Genomic DNA, 17,324 nt, shown 5'->3' with positions numbered 1-17,324 from the left:
ACATGGGCTGCCGCCAGGAGACCTTGAAGCCGCCTTCCGCGCCTAGCGCCACGCCAGGCGCCGATAATCTCGCCTCTCTATCCAAGAACCGGGGGTTAAGCAGCCACCCGGCGCGGTGCGCGGCGCAACGGAACGGGCGCGTGTTCCGGTTCGGGCGCATTGGGATCGAGCTGGGGCAGGGCGTTCATCACGCGCTCTGGCGGGAATATGACGATGACTTCGGTGCCCTCGCGCACCTTGGACAGCAGTTTGAACTCGCCGCCGTGCAATTCAACCAGCCCCTTGACGATCGGCAATCCGAGGCCGGTCCCCTCGTCGGCGTTCTTCTGGGCGAGCGATCCCCGGCCGAAGGATGAGAGCACGACCGGAATTTCTTCTTCCGGTATGCCTGGCCCGGTGTCGCGGATCGACAGATATTGGCCGCCGAGCCGGGTCCATCCCACCTTGATGGTGACGGATCCTCCTTGCGGCGTGAATTTGATGGCGTTGCTCAGGAGGTTGAGCGTCACCTGGCGCACCGCGCGTTCGTCCGCCCAGATGCGCGGCAGCCCGTCGTCGAGCGATTGGACGATGCTGATGTCCCGGTTCTTGGCGCGCATGGCGAGCAAATGACGGCATTCCTCGACAATGTGAACCAGGGCGACCGATTCCTCCTTGAGTTCGTAACGCCCCGCCTCGACGCGCGACAGATCGAGGATTTCGTTGATCAGCATCAAAAGATGCTGGCCGCTGGAATGAATGTCTTCGGAATATTCCTTGTAGGAGGGCACCGCATGGGCGCCGAAAAGTTCGGCCTTCATCACCTCCGAAAAGCCCAGGATGGCGTTGAGCGGCGTGCGCAGTTCATGACTCATCGTCGCCAGGAAGCGGGACTTGGCGAGATTGGCTTCTTCCGCGCGCCGGCGCGCTTCGTCCGAATTGAGCTTGGCCTGTTCGAGTTCGGCGATCAGCGCGTCTTTCTCCGCCCGGAAGGATTGTCCGTCGATCGAAGTCGAATGAAGGCGATTGGCGAGGATGACGAAATAGACCAGGGCGCCCACGCACAGAAAGCAGAGCGCCAGGCTATCGAGCCGCGTCGTCGGGCCCAGCGCATAGACGATCGCGATGGTGACCGGCACCAGTCCGCCCGCGACGGCAAAGGGGATAGACGAAGCGACCATCGCGGTCATGGCCGCCACGAGCAAGAGCACCACCAGCACGAAGGTGCGCGCGCTCGGGTCATGCGCTTGCAGCAGCAGGGTGACGATCATCGCCCAGGCGAGGCCGTTGAACGATTCGGCGACGATGAATTTCAGCCGCCACGCCTTCAAATTCGCTTCTTCGGGATTCGAGTCGAGGAAGGCGATCGAGAACCCGTAGAGCAGCGCCATCGCCATGCAGACGAGGGCGCCCCAACCCAACACTCTGGGCGCCGGCACCCACATGAGCGCGCTGGCGCCGATGGCCAGCACGAGGAGGCACATGACTGGGGTGGCGCTTCTGTGGCTTTGCGCGAACAGGCGCAACAGGTCCGGGGCGTAGGGCCTGGCGCGGTCATTGACGGTCGTCAGCTTTTCGCGCGCTTGGCGCATCTTGACGGTCATCCTGCGGCGGCGGGTCGCCGACACAGGGTCGCGCGCACGGCCGTTTTCAATCATTTCCGCAGTGACTTCACTCATGATCACTCAACGCACGCTGGCAGAACTCACGGGGACGATGATGCCCATTATTCCTTAACGAGCGACTGACAAATTAGCTCCAATGAGAGCGATTTCCGAAGGGGCGCGGGGTTTTTTGCCCGGCTTCGCGCTGGTTGCGGTTAACCTTTTGGGCGCCGCGCGCAGCAGTCTGCGCGCGGATCGGCGTCGTTGACCATGATTGGGCGGCGTGATCTGTTCATGTATGGTTAGCGGGCCTGTACGGCGGAACCAACCCGCTCAAGACAGGAAATTAGCGGCGAGAGGAAGCGCAGCAGGGTGGGGCGCCGGTCATGAAGCTCTATAATTCGCCGTTCGCGCCCAATCCGCGACGCGTGCGCATCTTTCTGGCCGAGAAGAATCTTAGCGTGCCGACTGTCGACGTCGACCTTGCGCGTCTTGATCAACGATCGGAAGGATTTTCGGCGCTCAATCCCTTTCAGCGCATTCCTGTCCTTGTGCTCGACGACGGCGTGGCGATCTGCGAATCCATCGCCATTTGCCGCTATTTTGAGGAAATCCAGCCCGATCCGCCGCTATTTGGCGTCGGGCCTTTGGAGCGCGCGCTGGTCGAAATGTGGCAGCGGCGGTTGGAACTGGGACTGCTCATCCATATCGCCAATGCGTTTCGTCATTCCCATCCGCATATGGCGCAGATGGAAGTTCCGCAGATCGCCGAACTCGCGCAATCGAGCAAGCCGAAAGCGGTTGAAGCCATGGCGCATATCGACCGCGAATTGGGGAGCAGGGAGTTCATCGCGGGCGATCGCTTCAGCGTCGCCGACATCAGCGGCCTCGTGGCGCTCGACTTCGCGAGGACGGCGCGCATCGCGATTCCCGAGGAGCTGCATCAATTGCGACGATGGCATCAGGCTTTATCCGCGCGGCCCAGCGCCAAAGCGTGATCGGCGCTCGCCGGCGTCGCGCCTTTAGCCGAAGCCGCCTCGCGGCGGCTTCGGGAAAGTTTTCGTTCACTGCGTGTTGGCCGGCCCTTGCAACCATGGCGCGGTCGCCTGGTCGGAATGGCCGAAGCCCGGCAGTTTGGCGTCGAGGTCGCCGATTTTCTTGATGTCGTTCTTGATGAGATCGGCTTGGGTGATCAGGAAGGGCTTGACCTCGATCACTTTGCCCGGATCCTGGCCGGCGATCAGCAGCGCGAGCGCGCGCAGCGAAACCTCGCCGACGACGGCCGGGTTGGTGGCGGAGGTCGCGACCCACGGACTGCCGGGCTCGCGGATGTCGAGAATGTCCGAGGTCGAGACATCGGCGCTATAAATCTTGATCTTGTCCGCGACGCCCGCTTCCGTGGCGCCGAGCTTCACGCCGCGCGCGAATTCGTCATAGGGCGCGAACACGACCTTGATGTCGGGATTGGCGCGCAGCGCCGCGGCGGTCTGGTTGGCGACCGTGGTCGCCGTATTGGAATCGACCGCGCCCCATTGCGCTTTTTCGACAATGCCAGGATTGGCCTTTTTCACCGTCGCCCAGACTTCGCCGCGCAGTTCGAGAGGCCGAAAGCCCGCCACGAAGACATAGCCGGCCGGGAAGCTCTTGCCATTGTCTTTGAGCGCCTGACCAAGCGCCTGTTCGGCGATGTCGTGGTCGCTTTGGGAAATCAGCGGCACTTTCGGATTGCCGATGTCGACGTCCTTGACGACGACCTTGATGCCCGCGTCGAGCGCCTTCTGGATGACGTCTTTCAGCGCCTCCGGCTGCCCATGGCTGACGATGATGCCCGACACGCCAAGGCTGATCGCCTGTTCGATCTGCTCGCGCTGTTGGGCCGCGTCCTGTTTGCCCTGGAAGATGCGCAGGTCGATGCCGAGCGCCTTGGCCTGCCGGGCGACGCCCGCTTCATAGGCTTCGAAATAATCACCTTGCGAAAGATAGGAAACGAGCGCGACGCGCACGCCGCCCTTATCGAAAGGGGCCGGCGCGCCGGGGATGCCGGCGGCAAGCGCCGGACCGGCGAAGGCGGCCAATAGGGCGAGGCCCGCCAAGCCTTTTCTGAACGCGATCATCATGGTTCTCCATTTCTCCGTGCGGCTCTCAACGGCGGCCGCGACCGATTCCAAAAGTGATCGCCAGCGCGCCGACGAGCACGATTCCCTTGACGAAATCCTGCGTGTAATAGGGGACGTTGAGCATCGTCAGGCCGTTGAGGACGATGCCGACAAAGACGGCGCCGGTTACGGCGCCCAGAACATTGGCGTGGCGCTTGTCAAGAACGGCGAAGCCGATCAGAGCCGCCGCGACGCTGTCGAGCAGCAGCGACGACCCCGCGAAGACATCGCCGCGGCCGACGCGCGCGGCGATGAAAACGCCGCCGAGCGCAGCGAGGATGCCTGAGACGACATAGGCTGCGAGCCGATAGGTTTTGACTGGCGCGCCGGCCAGATGCGCGGCCGCTTCATTGCCGCCGACCGCATAGAAGACGCGGCCCCATCGCGTGCGCTCCATCACGAACCACGCGATCAGCGCGATGATGGCGACGATGACGACGGGCAAGGGCGCAAGGTCCCAAAGCCGATATCGTCCGATCAGCAGAAAGGCCGGATCGAAACTTCCCGCCGCCGCCGATCCATTGGGCAGGATGACGCCGGTGCTGATCGAGCGGCCGCCCGAGGGAATCAATTGCAGGCCCGACAGCAGGAACATCATGCCGAGCGTCGCCAGCAGATCGGGAATGCGAAGCCCGACGATGAGAAATCCGTTGATGAGGCCGATCGCCGCGCCGCCGAGCAGCGCCAGCCCGACCGTGGGCACGGCGCCGAGCTGCAACACGACCATCGCATAGCTCGACAGCATCAGCGTGAAGGCGGCCGTGCTGCCGACCGACAGATCGAACCCGTCCACGGCAAGCGTGACCGTCACGCCGATGCCGAGCAGCGCGACGACGGCGACGGACTGGAGCACGCTGAACAGATTGTTGACGCGCAGGAACGCCGGCTCGACCGACTGGAACAGCACGAGAAGCGCCGCCAGAACGATGAAAATCGCATAGCGGCGCAGGATGCGTCCAACATCGCGCGTTTCGCGCGCCGGTCGAGCAGCCGCTACTGGCGCCGCGTTGCTGTCGACGCTCATCGTTCTCTCCCGTCTTGGCGCGCGAGATCGCCGGCCTCGACCGCGGCGATTGCGCCCAGAAGCGAAGCGGCGCCCGCGCCGCGCAGGTCGTGCGCGCCGACGATCGCATGATCGCGCATGACCGCGACGACATCGGCGACTTCGATCGCCTCCTCGACGTCGCTGGTGGCGATCAGCGTGGCGCTGTTCGATCGCGCCGCGCGGATGGCCTGCACCAGATCCTGCCGGGCGCCGACATCGACGCCCTGGAACGGCTCATCGAGCAGCAGCAAGCGGCAGGGCGCAGCCTGCCAGCGCGCGACGACGACCTTCTGCTGATTGCCGCCCGACAGCCGATCGAGTTCGTCATGGCTGTCGCGGCAGCGTATGCCCAAAGCCTCAATGGCGCGGCGCGCCGCGTTTCGCTCCCGGCGATCTCTAAGGATTCCGCGCGGAAACCAGGATCGGCGATGGGGCAGGGCGATCGCGCCCGCAATGTCGGCGCCCGGCGTCGCCGGGGGCAGGAATGACGTTCGCCAGCGGTCCTCGCCCGCAAAGAAAACGCCTCGCGCGATGGCCTGCGCCGGACCATGGGGACGCCATGGCTCGCCTTCCAGCAAGACGTCGCCTTCAGTGAGGCGGCCAAGCCCAAACAAAGCGCGGAGCAGCCGACTTTTGCCCGAGCCGAGCGCGCCGGTGACGGCGAGAATCTCGCCGCTTCGCAGATTGAGATCGAACGGCGCGGCGCCGGGCGTGAGACGCGCTCTTTCGATTTGCAGCATCAGGCGGCCGGGCTCGCTATTCTCGCGTCCGGCGCCAATGCCATCGAGATCGCGTCCGATCATCGCGCGGATCGCGGCGCTCAAATCGAAGGGCTTCGTCTGGTCGGCGACGCGGCGTCCGTTGCGCAACACCACGATGCGATCGGCGATCCGCTTGATGTCGCCGAGGCGGTGCGAGATGTAGAGCACGCCGACGCCGCGTGATCTCACCCGGTCGATGATTTCGAACAGACGATCGGCTTCGGCGGCCGCCAGACTCGCAGTCGGCTCGTCGAGAATCAGCACTTTCGCGTCGGTCGCCGCGGCCCGGGCGATGGCGACGAGCTGACGTTGCGCGGGGCCCAGATCGCCAAATTGCCGATCGAGGGGAAGATCGAGTCCGACGCCGGCGGCGACCGCCGCCGCGCGCAAGCGAATGCGCCGCGCGCTGGTCGTCAGGCCAAAGCTTCCGCCGCACAATTCGCCGAGGATGAGATTCTCCGCGACCGTCAGGTTCGCGACGCCGAGCAATTCGGTGGACTGATGAACGGTGACGACGCCCGCCTGATGCGCCGCAAGCGGCGAGGCGAGACGGACCGGGAGCCCGGCGAGGACGATCTCACCATGGTCGGGCTGGATTACGCCGGCGGCGATTTTCGCCAGCGTCGACTTGCCGGCGCCATTGGCCCCCATCAGCGCCACGACCTCGCCGCGCTCGATCGACAGATCGACCGCGTCGAGCGCCAGGGTCGCGCCATAGGTTTTCGAAACCGACCGAAGCGTTAGAGACGACGGCTGCGCCACAGGCGGAGAGGCGGACATTCCAGGCGCAAATCCCATACCATCGCCCGAATATTCCGCGGGCGGCCATCATTTCGCATCACGCTAGCCGCCGTGGTTGGGCAATGTCAATAGTAAATATATAGAATTTATATATTTACAGTCGAAATGGACGAGCGATTGGGAAGCCGCGGGGCTCACAAAGCTGCCTGCCGCCGTCAGCTTTTCTCCGTCAGCGATTTCATGGACGTCGCAGGCCTGGGGGCCTGCTGGACAACGCGCTCTCTTGCTACTAGCGAGTCGTCGGATATTATTGCGATTGCATATTTAATTTATTTCTCACCAGTTTCCTTCGAAAAATTAACCAAATTATTCTAATAAAAAGATCTGATAAAAACCATAAAGAAACAGAAATAGAGCACAACTGAAGTATTAGATATGATCTAATCGAGTAATTTACTATATTTACAAACGTATCTACTTTCATTTGTAGATTAATATTTGTCATAAGAATTAATCCCCATCCAAATAAAATGATGTTTAGTACGAAAAGTTGAGTTATATTAAATATATGATTGCCAATCTTGTTGTAAGAAAGCATGCGTGCAAATATGTTATCGAGGTATTTAATCACTATTAGCCCATAAATTATCCTAACCGTCGCCAGCCCAAGGCAAACGCAAAAGGTAAAATCAAATGTTCTAAATAACCTAAGCAGCTCTTCATCGCTGGAATTCTTGCTCGAAAGGATCTCAAATTCTCTATTTATAAATGAAAAATATGAAATAGGCTTGTTGATATATAAAATATCTAGAAAGTATCCAAAGGGTTCTGCTATCAAGAACAGAATTATTACAAAAGCAGGATACAGCATTGCTAGCCACAAAAATAATCTAAACCAGTAAATTACATAGTTTCTTTGCATCGTTCTATCCATCGGCACACACGCCGACGAACAGAAGCTTGCTTATTTGATAGATGTGGCTGCGGTGGCGCATCAACCGATTGGCGAAGCTGGAAGAGAACTGCGATTGGAGTGGCCGGCCCATAGATGGAGAGCGCGGAGGCCGTAGAGCTTTACGCCGCTCAAGCTCAATGGCGGCTCTGACACATAAGGGTTCGGTGAAGGCGCTCATCGCGTCGCCCCGACCGGGAAAGCTACTGCGCCTTCGGAGCCCACGATATAATTTCCCCTACCCAATGATCCAATGAAGAACGATCCGTTGGCGTTTCGCAACCACCCCCACCAGACCTTAGTCAATTCCGCCACGACCCCCCTCCAGAATTCCGCCCCAAAATCTAAAGCTTTTCAAACGTAAGCCGACATTAGGTCGTTGCCCTCGTCTAACGGAAGCCCCCTTTTGAATAGCTGATGTTCAGAATTGTGCATCGATCGAACGGAGTGACTCGCCCTCACTGTTGGAAGCGACCGCCTCTCTGTTGGGAACGGTCGCGCGCAATTGCTCAAACCGATCGTCGCCCTTATGTCTAGGGCATGGTGGCGGCGACATTATTGCACAGCGGAACTGTCTCGGTGTCCGACTATCATTGCGAGGCCGGGCCGGGCGACAAGCCCTATGCCGAACGGCATCAGGACTATTCCATCTCCTATGTTCGCAAGGGCAGCTTCGGTTGTCGTTGCCGAGGACGGCATTACGAACTCGTCGCCGGATCGGTTCTGATCGGGCGTCCTGGCGATGAATATGTCTGCCTGCACGATCACAATGCCGGCGGCGACGAATGTCTGTCGTTTCATTTTCCCTCCGCATTGGTCGAGACGATCGGCGATCGCGATGAGGTCTGGCGCACAGCCGGCGTGCCGCCGCTGGCCGAACTGATGGTGCTGGGCGAACGCGCGCAGGCGGCCGCCGAAGGCGGGAGCGACATCGGCCTCGACGAACTGGGCCTCATGCTCGCCGGTCGTTTCGTTGAGATCGTCTCCGGTAAGCGGCGACCGCCGCCGGGCGCGCAGGCGCGCGATCGCCGCCGCGCAGTCGAGGCGGCGATGTGGATCGACGCGCAATCGCATCGGCCAATCGATCTCGAAAGCGCGGCCGATGCAGCGGGACTGAGCTCGTTTCACTTCCTGCGGCTGTTCGCCAATGTCTTGGGCGTGACGCCGCATCAATATCTCGTGCGCTCGCGGTTGCGGCGGGCGGCGCGGTTGTTGGCGGACGATTCGCGCTCGATCACCGATATCGCGTTTGACGTCGGTTTCGGTGATCTCTCCAATTTCGTGCGCACGTTCCATCGCGCGGCGGGCGCCTCGCCTCGCCGCTTCCGCGAAGCGACGAGAGGGGACCGCAAGATTCTCCAAGAACGTCTCGCCGCCTGCGCCTAAAGGACGGCCTCCAACAAAAGGAGACGTCATGTACGACCATATCGGCTTGAAGACGAAAGACCTCGACGCGAGCGTCCGCTTTTATACCGCCGCGCTCGCGCCGCTTGGCTATGAACTGTGCTCGCGCGATGAATCGGGCGCCGGATTTGGCCCCGCTGGAGCGCCAGCGCTTTGGCTCTATCCTAGCGCGGAAGGATCGCGTGCGCATGTCGCGTTTCGCGCTCCGGATCGCGCAGCGGTCGATCGCTTTTATAAGAGCGGGCTGAAGGCCGGCGGCCGCGACAATGGCCCGGCGGGGCTGCGCGCCGACTATAGCCCAACCTATTATGCCGCCTTCCTGTTCGACCCGGACGGCAACAATGTTGAAGCGGTATATTTGAAATAGCCGCCGCCGTCTGAACCTGATCCCCCGCCTCCTGATCTTCGCAAACAATTGAATCTGCACGAAGGGAAAACGCATGGCCTCCGTTCGCAACGAATTCCTGATCGAAGCCAGCCCTGAGCATGTCTGGGCGGCGGTTCGCGACATCGGCGCCGCCCACACGCGTCCTTGCGGTGGGTTTCGTTGTCGACACGCGCCTTGAGGGAGACGCGAGGATCGTGACCTTCGCCAATGGCCTGACGGCGCGCGAACCGATCGTCGATATCGACGACAAGGCGCGCCGGCTGGTCTGGGCGGCGGTCGGCGGGCGGGCGAGTCACTATAATGCGTCGCTGCAGGTCTTCGCCGAAGGCGAGGGCCGCAGCCGAGCGGTCTGGATCGCCGACTTCCTGCCCAACGAGCTCTCCGCCGCGATTGGCGGGATGGTGGAGCAGGGATCGGCCGCCATCAAGCGAACGCTGGAGCGTCAGAGCGCCGGCGGCTGAAAAGCGCGCGACGATCGTCCGGCGGCCCCTGTATTTCCTGCGTTCTCGTGCGGGAGCGGCGATCAGTCCGATCGGCCTTGAATCATCGCGCGCCGGGCTCGCCCGGCGCGGGAGCGACGACATTCAGCCACGGTTCAGACTCATTATAACGTTATCCGCCCGCATCGCTGATCTCAGTTCATGGGTGGATTCGTGACGGTTCAAATGAAATTCATGGCGGCAATGCTCGCGCTTCTGTCTTTTGTCGCGCTCGTTGTTTCGCCAACGCGGGCCCAGACGCCCGCCGCCGGACAAAACCCCCGCATCGCTCTGATTATCGGCAATTCCGCCTATCCCGACCATCCGCTGGCGACGCCCGCCAATGACGCCGGCCTCGTCGCGCAGACCTTGCAGGCGGCCGGCTTCGAGGTCGTCGGCGCGCGCGATCTCGATCAGGACACGCTGCGCGGCGCGCTGCGCGATTTTCTCGCCAAGGCGGTGACGATCGGGCCGGACATGCAGGCCTTTGTCTATTTGTCGGGGCGCGGCGTGCAATATGACGGCGATAATTATTTCGTGCCCGTCGATGCGAAGATCGCGCGCGACGCCGACGTTCCGATTCAGGCGATCAAGATCGCGGACTTCTCCCGCGCTCTGGCCGCGACGCCGGGGCGCGCGCGCATCATCGTCATGGACGCCGCGCGCGCCAATTCCTTCGCCGCGGACGGATCGCCGCTCGCCGGCGGCCTCGGCCTCGTCGATCCCGAGGACGGCGTGCTGATGGCTTTCAACGCCGCGCCCGGAACCGTCGCGCCTGACGAGCCGGGCCCTTACGGCGTCTATGGCAAATCGCTGGCCGGCGCGATGCGCGAGGGCGGATCGCCGATCGACGATGTCTTCGCGCAAGTGCGATTGCAGGTGAACCAGCAGACGAATGGCGCCGTGGTTCCCTGGAGCATATCGAAGGTGAAAGAGCCCTATTCGATCTTCGAGCGCGCGCCCGATGCGCCGCCGCCGCCCGCGGTCGCCGCCGCGGTTGAGGCCGCCAAGCGTCCCTTGAGCAGCTTTGGTCCCGACGAGGCCTATTCGGTCGCCTTGCAGCGCGACACGCTGGCCGGCTATCGGGATTATCTCGCCGCCTATCCCGACAGTCCGCAGGCGCGCCGCGTGCGCGCCATTCTGGCGGCGCGCCGCGAGGCGATTTTCTGGCGCCGTTCGGTCAACGAGAACAGCCCGCGCGCCTATTGGACCTATTTGCGCGTCTATCCCAGAGGGCCGCATGTGCCGGACGCCGAGCGTCGTCTGCAAATTCTCGCTGCGCAATCTGCGCCGCCGCCAGATTTCGCGCCGCTCGAATATGCCGATCTGCCGCCGCCGCCGCCGGACGAACTCGTCTACGACACCGGCCCGACATTCGTCTTCGATGGTCCCGATTACGGGCCGCCGCCCCCGCCGCCGCCCTACGCCTTCCTGCCTCCGCAGGATAACGACTGGCGCGATCTGCCGCCGCCGCCGCAGCCCCAGGGCCAGGGATTCCTGCCCGTGCTGTCGGTCGCGATTCCGCTGCTGATCGGCGCCAAGATCTACCACGATCACCAGCATGGCGCGGCCCCCGCCCAGCAGAGCGTCGGCGCGCCGCCGCCGTTGCCGCATGGGTTCAAACCGCACGATCACGCGCCGGGCGCGCCGGCCGGCGCAGCTCCGGCGGTCGTTGCGCCGGTTGGCGCGGGCAAGCCTCTGCCGGGGGCTCCCGGCGCCGCGCCTTTGGCCCAGCCGCTGAATGCGGTCAAGCCGGCGCCGGTCGTTCCCGGTCCGGCGAACGCTGCTCAGCCTTCGGAATCCGGCAAGCCGCTCAAGCCGCTTCCGACTCCTACAGAGCCACTCGCGGTCAAGCCGGGCGCCCAGCCGGGGACGGCGCTGAAACCGTTGCCGACTCCCACAGAGCCGCTCGTCGTCAAGCCGGGCGCCCAGCCAGGGGCGGGGCTGAAGCCGCCGCCGACTCCCAAGGAGCCGCTGGCGGTCAAGCCGGCTGTTCAGCCGGGGACTGCGCCGAAACCCCTATCGGCGACTCCCGCAGAGCCGCTGGTCGTCAAGCCGGCCATTCAACCGGTGGGGGGACCCAAGCCGCCCAGGCCTGAGTTCAAACCTGCGCCCCAGAAGGAATTCAGAGCCGCGCCGCAGGAGTTCAAGCCGGCGCCGCAGAAGGAATTCAAGGCGGCGCCCATCGAGTCCAGGCCCGCGCCGCAGGTGTTCAAACCCGCGCCGCAGCAGGTGGCCAAGCCTGCGCCCGTGGCGCCGCCGACGCCGCATTTCGCGCCTCCGGCGCCGGCCCCCCATGCGGCGCCTTCGGCCCCACATGCCGCGCCGCCCGCCGCCAACAAACGGCCCGCTTGCGGCGGGGCGCATGAGCCGCCTTGTCCGAAGTAACCGGCGCAGCGCGATAAAGGGGAGGGCTTCGGCCCTCCCTTATTTATTTTGCAGCAAAGCGATCAGGCTCGACGAATCCCAGCGGCCGCCGCCCATCTTCTGGACCTGGGAATAGAATTGGTCGACCAATGCGGTGGCCGGCAGATGGGCGCCATTGCGCCGCGCCTCGTCGAGGCAGATAGCGAGATCCTTGCGCATCCAGTCGACGGCGAAGCCGAACTCAAATTGGCCGGCGATCATAGTCTTGAACCGATTGTCCATTTGCCAGGATTGCGCTGCGCCTTTGGAAATGACCGCGACCACATCGGCTGCGTCGAGGCCCGCTTTGGCGGCGAACTGCAGTCCCTCGGCAAGGCCCTGAACGAGGCCGGCGATGCAGATCTGATTGACCATTTTGGTCAATTGCCCGGCGCCGGGGCCACCCATCAACCGGCAGGCGCGCGCATAGGCCGCGATGACCGGTTCGGCTTTAGCGTAAGGCTCGGAATCGCCGCCGCACATGACGGTCAGCGCGCCGTTTTGGGCGCCCGCCTGTCCGCCCGAAACTGGCGCGTCGATGAAATGGACGCCGTGCTTGGCCGCCTCGGCATGCAGTTCGCGCGCGACCTGGGCCGAAGCAGTCGTATTGTCGATGAAGATCGCGCCGGACTTCATGCCGGCGAAGGCGCCCTCGGCTCCTAGCGCAACGCCTCGCAAATCGTCGTCATTGCCGACGCAGGCGAAAACGAAGTCGCAGCCTTCGGCGGCCTCGCGGGGGCTCGCCGCGGCGCTGCCTCCGTGTTCGGCGACCCATTGCGCCGCCTTGGTCTTCGTGCGGTTATAGACCCGCAAGCGATGGCCGCCCTTGGCCTTCAGATGCCCGGCCATCGGATAGCCCATCACGCCCATCCCGAGAAATGCGACTTCAGCCAATGACGTCTCTCCTGACGATAGCGCGGGACGAAGCCCCGCTTGACCGCGCTCCTATAGCGCGACTCGCGAATTCGTGCGCGCGATGCGCGCTGATCGCGCAAAGCTGATCGAAGCTTGCCGCAATTTGGCGCCAGATCGTATATAGAGACCGTAAAACATTTGAATTTGAAGCTCTTTGTCATCTTAAATTTCGGGCGACAGGTCATGATGAGCGGTGTGAAATGAGCGCGGGGCGTCGTCGCTTCGTCACGGGCCTCGGGCTCGCCGCCGCTGGATTGGCTCTCGCCAAACCCGCTTTGGCTGACGCCAATCCGGATGTTCATTGGCGTATGACGTCGAGCTTTCAGCCCTCGCTCGATCTGATTTTCGGGGGCGCGCAAACCTTCGCCAAGGCGCTCGCCGATCTGACCGACAGCCATTTCACCGTCGCAGTTTCGCCGGCGGGCGAAATCGCGCCCGCTCTTGAGGCGCTCGACGCCGTCTCCAACGGCACGGTCGAATGCGCCCATACCGCGCTGCATTATTATTGGAGCAAGGATCCGAGCTTCGCCTTTGGATCCTCGACGCCGTTCGGCATGAACGCACGCCAGCACGCCGCTTGGCTCGCCGAGGGCGGCGGCGGCCAGCTCATCGACGAATTCCTCGCTGACCGCAACGTCTTTGCGATTCCGGCCGGCAATACGGGCGGGCAGATGGCGGGCTGGTTTCGCAAGGAAGTGCATGCCGCCGGTGATTTCCAGGGCCTGAAAATGCGCGTCGGCGGCTTTGCCGGCAAGATTTTCCAGATGATGGGCGCCGAGCCCGCGGCGACGCCCAAGGATGGCATCTATCCCGCTCTTGAATCGGGCGCGCTCGACGCGATGGAATGGGTCGGCCCCTATGACGACGAGAAGTTCGGCGAGCGCAAGGAAGGCGAAAGACTGAACCTCTCCAAAGTCGCGCCCTATTATTATTATCCCGGCTGGTGGAAAGGCGGGATGCAGTTTCATCTCATCGTCGACAAAGCGAAGTTCGATGCGCTGCCCAAGCCCTATCAGGCCGCGTTTCGCGCGGCGGCGGCGCTCGCCCATTCTTCGATGCAGGCAAAATATGACGCGTTGAATCCGGGCGCGCTCAAACGCCTTGTCGTCGGCGGCGCGGAATTGCGGCTGTTTCCGCAAGAAGTGATTGAGGCCTGCTACAAGACCGCCAACGATCTCTACGCACAGCTCGGCGCCGAAAATCCCAAATTCAAGAAGATCGCCGATTCCTACATGGCCTTCCGCGCCGACCAGTATTTATGGTGGCAGGTCGCCGAATATTCCTTCGACAATTTTATGATCCGCCAGCGGCGCGCCAAGAGCTGACGGGCGATTTGTGATTCCTCCCGTCCGCGGTGGGGAGGCGATTGCGCCGCCTTAACGGCCAGCCGCGCCCATATAGGGTTCGCGCCGCGGTCCGACCTTCGTTGCGATTGTGTAGACCGATTGAGACGCCGTCAGGAACAGCGTCCGGAAATCCGCGCCGCCCCAGGCGAGATTGGCGCAGACTTCCGGCAGGACGATCTTGCCGATGAGTTCGCCCGAGGGCGCATAGACCCACACCCCTCCCGGCCCCGTCGCCCAGACATGACCGAGCGCGTCGCATTTCATGCCGTCGGGCGCGCCTGCTGCTTCTTCCAAACGCAGGCCCGAAGCGAATATCCGGCCTTCGGAAAGCGAGCCGTCGCTGGCGACCACGAAGGCGCGGATCAGCGCCTTGGCAGTATCATCGATGTAGAGAATCGTCTCGTCGGGCGAAAAGCAGAGCCCGTTCGGCTGGTCGAACAGATCGCGCTCGACGAGAAGTTGCAGGCCGCCGCCTGGCGGAACCCGATAAACGCCCTGAAAGCCAAGCTGGCGCGGGCGCTCGACGCCAAAGACCGGCATGCGCCCGTACCAAGGATCGGTGAAATAGATCGACCCGTCGGACCGCACGCAGACATCGTTGGGACTGTTCAGCTCCCGCCCTTCGAAATGCGAGGCGAGAATTTCGCGCCGTCCATCCGGTCGTTCGCGCGCCAACGTGGAAGTTGAATGTTCGCAGACGATCAGGTTGAGATCGGAATCGTAGGTCATGCCGTTGCATTTGTTCGCAGGACGGCGCACCTCGACGACGCCTTGGCCCGCATCCCAGCGTCGCCGCACGTCGGCCGGCATATCGGAAAATAGCAGATAGCGATCAACAGGTTGCCAGATCGGCCCCTCGGTGAAGGTGAACCCGGTTGCGAGCTGCGTGATGGATGCGGCGGGGTCGATCAGATCGTCGAATTCGGGGCTCAGCGAAACAATATTCATCGAAAGCGCTCCTTCAAGAGAAATTCGCGGGGAGGCCGCTTCACCCCGCGCCGCGGCGTCGTGTTTCGACATTGGTCGCGCCGACGTACCAGTCCCGCGCCGCCACTTCCTCGAACACGACCCAGACGTCGTCCTTACCGACGCCGGTCGCTTCGACGATCGCGGCGGCGACCTTGGCGGCGATCGCCGCTTTCTTGGCCTCGGGGTCCGAGGCGATCACTTCTTTGACAATTCTGATGTTCACAAACGGCATTTCATTCTCCTGTCCCATTCATGATTCAGCGCGTCGTCTTTTGTCCTCCCGCCGCGGTGATGACCGCGACGATAATCAGACCGGTGAGCAGGAGGCGGACGCCCGCGCTGACCCCGAATGTATTGAGCATCGTCAATAGCAGCACGAGAAACAGGGCGCCGCCCCATACGCCCGGGATATTCGCCTTGCCGCCGGCGACCGACGTGCCGCCAATGACAACGACGGCGATGGAGGCGAGCAGATATTCACCGCCGATGTCGACATTGGCGCCGCGGAAATAGCCGGCGAGCAAGGCGCCGTCGAGACCGCCGAGCATCCCGCAAATCGAATAGGTGAGGAATCGAATCGGCTCGACCTTCAGGCCCGCCAATCGCGCCGCTCTGATGTTCTGTCCGATCGCCAGGACCGAGCGGCCATAGACCATGCGATGCAATGCGATCCCCGCGCCAATGGTGAACAGCACCGTCAGAACCGCGATCAGCGGCACGCCGAGAATTTGAATATTCGTAAAGTCCGCAAAACCTGGCGGCGGCTTGATCTGCAATCCCCGGCCATAGCTGATGTCGATCGACTGGATGACGAAACTCGCCGACAGCGTGGCGATGATCGGGGGAATGCGCAGCGCCCAAATCAAGAGATAATTGGCCACGCCGGCACATAGGCCGCTGGCGAGTGCGGCGGCCAGGCCGACGGCGACCATCCTATCGTCGCCGTCCATCACCTTCATCGCCACGGCGCTCGCGAGCCCGATATTGGCGGGCAGCGACAGATCGACATTGCCGGGTCCGAGCGTAATGACGAACATCTGCCCGACGCCGACGATCACCGTGAAGACGGAGAGAGAAAGCGCGGCGGTGAGCATGCCGCCGGCGCCATAGCCGGCGGTGAACGCGATAGCGGCGAGCCAGACGAGCGCGGCGCCGAGGAACGACCAGATCCATGGTTTGCTGGCGAGCTTGGCGAGCGCGGCGATCATTATTCCCGCCCTTTCTGGCTGATCATGACGCGGGCGGCGAGCACGATGACGAGGATCGCGCCATTGGCCGCGACCTGCCAATCGGGCGGAATATGCATGAATGTGAGCAGCGGCGAGGCCGCCAGCGCCAACGTCAGCGCGCCAATGACGGCGCCGATGGGCGAAACACGGCCGCCGACGAATTCGCCGCCGCCCAGTATCACGCCGGCGATCGACAGCAAGGTATAGCCATTGCCGATATTGGCGTCGGCCGAGGTCGTAATGCCCACCAGCGCCATTCCAGACAAGACGCCAAACAGCCCGGTCAGCGCGAACAAGCCGGCCTTGGCCTTCAGCAGCGACCAGCCCGCTCGGTCGATGGCGATCGCGTTGCCGCCGGAGCCGCGCAGGATGGCGCCGTACGAAGTGCGCATCAGGCCGAAATAGCTGACCGCGGCGATCGCGACGGCGGCGAGAATGGGGAAGGGAATGAAGGGCGGTTTGACGCCCATGATCGCCAGAAGCCAATCGGGCGCCTTGCCGCCGGGTTTGGGCAAGAGAAGGATCGCGAGTCCTTGCCAAACGAAACTCATGCCTAGCGTCACCACGATCGAAGGCAGGTTCCGCAAATAGATCAGAGCGCCAAGCGCCGCATAGACGCCGATGCAACCGAGCAACATGGCGGCGCCGACCAGCGGCGCATCTTTGAGCCAGGTCGCCGTGACGCAACAGACGAAGCCGACGAAAGTGCCGATCGACAAATCCAGATCGTTGCCGGCGATGACGAACATCTGTGCGATCGTCGCCAGCGCTATCGGCACGGCGAGATTGAGCATCAGGGTGAAGCCGAAATAGCTGATGGCGCGCGGGTTGAGCCAGGCGATCGCCGCCAGCACCAGAGTCAGCGACAGAGCGGGCAGCAAAGCGCGCGCGAGCCGGCGCCAATTGATTCCCGCGGATTGACGCGGCGCCGGCGGTGCGAGCGCGCTCAT

The 17,324-nt window shown here is 62.9% G+C and carries 13 protein-coding genes and 2 pseudogenes; 6 read left to right on the top strand and 9 right to left on the bottom strand.

Annotated features, from left to right (window positions below; genetic code table 11):
• Window positions 1–95 precede the first annotated feature (95 nt).
• Window positions 96–1,658 carry a HAMP domain-containing sensor histidine kinase gene (locus GSQ90_RS20430; protein ID WP_158816747.1) on the bottom strand — a complete coding sequence of 521 codons (1,563 nt, stop codon included), beginning with the start codon at window positions 1,656–1,658 and terminating at the stop codon, window positions 96–98.
• Window positions 1,659–1,969: 311 nt separating this feature from the next.
• Here GSQ90_RS20430 and GSQ90_RS20425 point away from each other — a divergent pair, with 311 nt between their 5' ends.
• A complete protein-coding gene (locus GSQ90_RS20425; protein ID WP_158816746.1) occupies window positions 1,970–2,581 on the top strand; it encodes a glutathione S-transferase family protein in 612 nt (203 codons plus the stop codon).
• Window positions 2,582–2,647: 66 nt separating this feature from the next.
• Here GSQ90_RS20425 and GSQ90_RS20420 read toward each other — a convergent pair whose 3' ends face one another.
• The 3 genes from GSQ90_RS20420 to GSQ90_RS20410 are packed head-to-tail and all read right to left on the bottom strand — an operon-like array spanning window position 2,648 to window position 6,325.
• The gene (locus tag GSQ90_RS20420) at window positions 2,648–3,697 is read right to left on the bottom strand and encodes a substrate-binding domain-containing protein (protein ID WP_158816745.1); all 1,050 of its coding nucleotides are present in this window, start codon (window positions 3,695–3,697) and stop codon (window positions 2,648–2,650) included.
• A gap of 28 nt (window positions 3,698–3,725) precedes the next feature.
• A complete protein-coding gene (locus tag GSQ90_RS20415; protein WP_158816744.1) occupies window positions 3,726–4,763 on the bottom strand; it encodes an ABC transporter permease in 1,038 nt (345 codons plus the stop codon).
• Complete coding sequence (locus GSQ90_RS20410) at window positions 4,760–6,325, bottom strand: sugar ABC transporter ATP-binding protein (protein WP_158816743.1); 1,566 nt, start codon at window positions 6,323–6,325, stop codon at window positions 4,760–4,762. Before GSQ90_RS20410 ends, GSQ90_RS20415 begins: the two co-directional genes overlap by 4 nt.
• Before the next feature lie 1,453 nt (window positions 6,326–7,778).
• Here GSQ90_RS20410 and GSQ90_RS20405 point away from each other — a divergent pair.
• The 4 genes from GSQ90_RS20405 to GSQ90_RS20390 all read left to right on the top strand — a co-directional run bounded on the left by GSQ90_RS20405 (window position 7,779) and on the right by GSQ90_RS20390 (window position 11,897).
• On the top strand, window positions 7,779–8,624 hold the full coding sequence (locus tag GSQ90_RS20405; RefSeq protein WP_158816742.1) for an AraC family transcriptional regulator: 846 nt from the start codon (window positions 7,779–7,781) through the stop codon (window positions 8,622–8,624).
• A 28-nt stretch (window positions 8,625–8,652) separates the two neighbouring features.
• On the top strand, window positions 8,653–9,009 hold the full coding sequence (locus GSQ90_RS20400; protein ID WP_158816741.1) for a VOC family protein: 357 nt from the start codon (window positions 8,653–8,655) through the stop codon (window positions 9,007–9,009).
• Between the two features lie 215 nt (window positions 9,010–9,224).
• Window positions 9,225–9,491 (top strand): SRPBCC family protein, encoded by a 267-nt coding sequence (locus GSQ90_RS20395; RefSeq protein WP_371418416.1) that lies wholly within the window; start codon window positions 9,225–9,227, stop codon window positions 9,489–9,491.
• Between the two features lie 192 nt (window positions 9,492–9,683).
• Window positions 9,684–11,897: a caspase family protein gene (locus tag GSQ90_RS20390; RefSeq protein ID WP_158816740.1), complete on the top strand. Its 2,214-nt coding sequence runs from the start codon at window positions 9,684–9,686 to the stop codon at window positions 11,895–11,897.
• Window positions 11,898–11,936: 39 nt separating this feature from the next.
• Here the strand turns inward: GSQ90_RS20390 and GSQ90_RS20385 are convergent.
• Window positions 11,937–12,815 (bottom strand): annotated as a pseudogene (locus GSQ90_RS20385) (NAD(P)-dependent oxidoreductase); the annotation flags it as partial.
• A 215-nt stretch (window positions 12,816–13,030) separates the two neighbouring features.
• On the opposite strand from GSQ90_RS20385, the gene GSQ90_RS20380 reads away from it, so the two are divergent.
• On the top strand, window positions 13,031–14,155 hold the full coding sequence (locus tag GSQ90_RS20380) for a TRAP transporter substrate-binding protein (RefSeq protein WP_158816738.1): 1,125 nt from the start codon (window positions 13,031–13,033) through the stop codon (window positions 14,153–14,155).
• A 69-nt stretch (window positions 14,156–14,224) separates the two neighbouring features.
• Here GSQ90_RS20380 and GSQ90_RS20375 read toward each other — a convergent pair.
• From GSQ90_RS20375 to GSQ90_RS20360, 4 genes and pseudogenes are all read right to left on the bottom strand, one after another.
• A pseudogene (locus GSQ90_RS20375) lies at window positions 14,225–15,124 on the bottom strand (SMP-30/gluconolactonase/LRE family protein); the annotation flags it as partial.
• Window positions 15,125–15,164: 40 nt separating this feature from the next.
• Window positions 15,165–15,377 (bottom strand): tautomerase family protein, encoded by a 213-nt coding sequence (locus GSQ90_RS20370; RefSeq protein WP_158816736.1) that lies wholly within the window; start codon window positions 15,375–15,377, stop codon window positions 15,165–15,167.
• A 25-nt stretch (window positions 15,378–15,402) separates the two neighbouring features.
• Window positions 15,403–16,353, bottom strand: coding sequence for an ABC transporter permease (locus tag GSQ90_RS20365; RefSeq protein WP_371418415.1), 951 nt, complete (start codon window positions 16,351–16,353; stop codon window positions 15,403–15,405).
• Window positions 16,353–17,324 carry an ABC transporter permease gene (locus tag GSQ90_RS20360; RefSeq protein ID WP_158816735.1) on the bottom strand — a complete coding sequence of 324 codons (972 nt, stop codon included), beginning with the start codon at window positions 17,322–17,324 and terminating at the stop codon, window positions 16,353–16,355. The genes GSQ90_RS20365 and GSQ90_RS20360 overlap by 1 nt, the downstream gene beginning before the upstream one ends.

This window comes from Methylocapsa sp. S129, from assembly GCF_009765995.1.
In the GTDB taxonomy this organism is placed as follows: Bacteria; Pseudomonadota; Alphaproteobacteria; order Rhizobiales; family Beijerinckiaceae; genus Roseiarcus.
The sequence above is the reverse complement of the archived record's forward strand: the minus strand, read 5'-3'. Positions and strand labels throughout refer to the sequence as shown.

Coding starts and splice junctions, on each gene's coding strand:
- GSQ90_RS20360 (WP_158816735.1), bottom strand. CDS start 17,324: ATGAGCGCGCTCGCACCGCCGGCGCCGCGTCAATCCGCGGGAATCAAT.
- GSQ90_RS20405 (WP_158816742.1), top strand. CDS start 7,779: ATGGTGGCGGCGACATTATTGCACAGCGGAACTGTCTCGGTGTCCGAC.
- GSQ90_RS20365 (WP_371418415.1), bottom strand. CDS start 16,353: ATGATCGCCGCGCTCGCCAAGCTCGCCAGCAAACCATGGATCTGGTCG.
- GSQ90_RS20430 (WP_158816747.1), bottom strand. CDS start 1,658: ATGAGTGAAGTCACTGCGGAAATGATTGAAAACGGCCGTGCGCGCGAC.
- GSQ90_RS20380 (WP_158816738.1), top strand. CDS start 13,031: ATGAGCGCGGGGCGTCGTCGCTTCGTCACGGGCCTCGGGCTCGCCGCC.
- GSQ90_RS20415 (WP_158816744.1), bottom strand. CDS start 4,763: ATGAGCGTCGACAGCAACGCGGCGCCAGTAGCGGCTGCTCGACCGGCG.
- GSQ90_RS20370 (WP_158816736.1), bottom strand. CDS start 15,377: ATGCCGTTTGTGAACATCAGAATTGTCAAAGAAGTGATCGCCTCGGAC.
- GSQ90_RS20425 (WP_158816746.1), top strand. CDS start 1,970: ATGAAGCTCTATAATTCGCCGTTCGCGCCCAATCCGCGACGCGTGCGC.
- GSQ90_RS20410 (WP_158816743.1), bottom strand. CDS start 6,325: ATGTCCGCCTCTCCGCCTGTGGCGCAGCCGTCGTCTCTAACGCTTCGG.
- GSQ90_RS20420 (WP_158816745.1), bottom strand. CDS start 3,697: ATGATCGCGTTCAGAAAAGGCTTGGCGGGCCTCGCCCTATTGGCCGCC.
- GSQ90_RS20400 (WP_158816741.1), top strand. CDS start 8,653: ATGTACGACCATATCGGCTTGAAGACGAAAGACCTCGACGCGAGCGTC.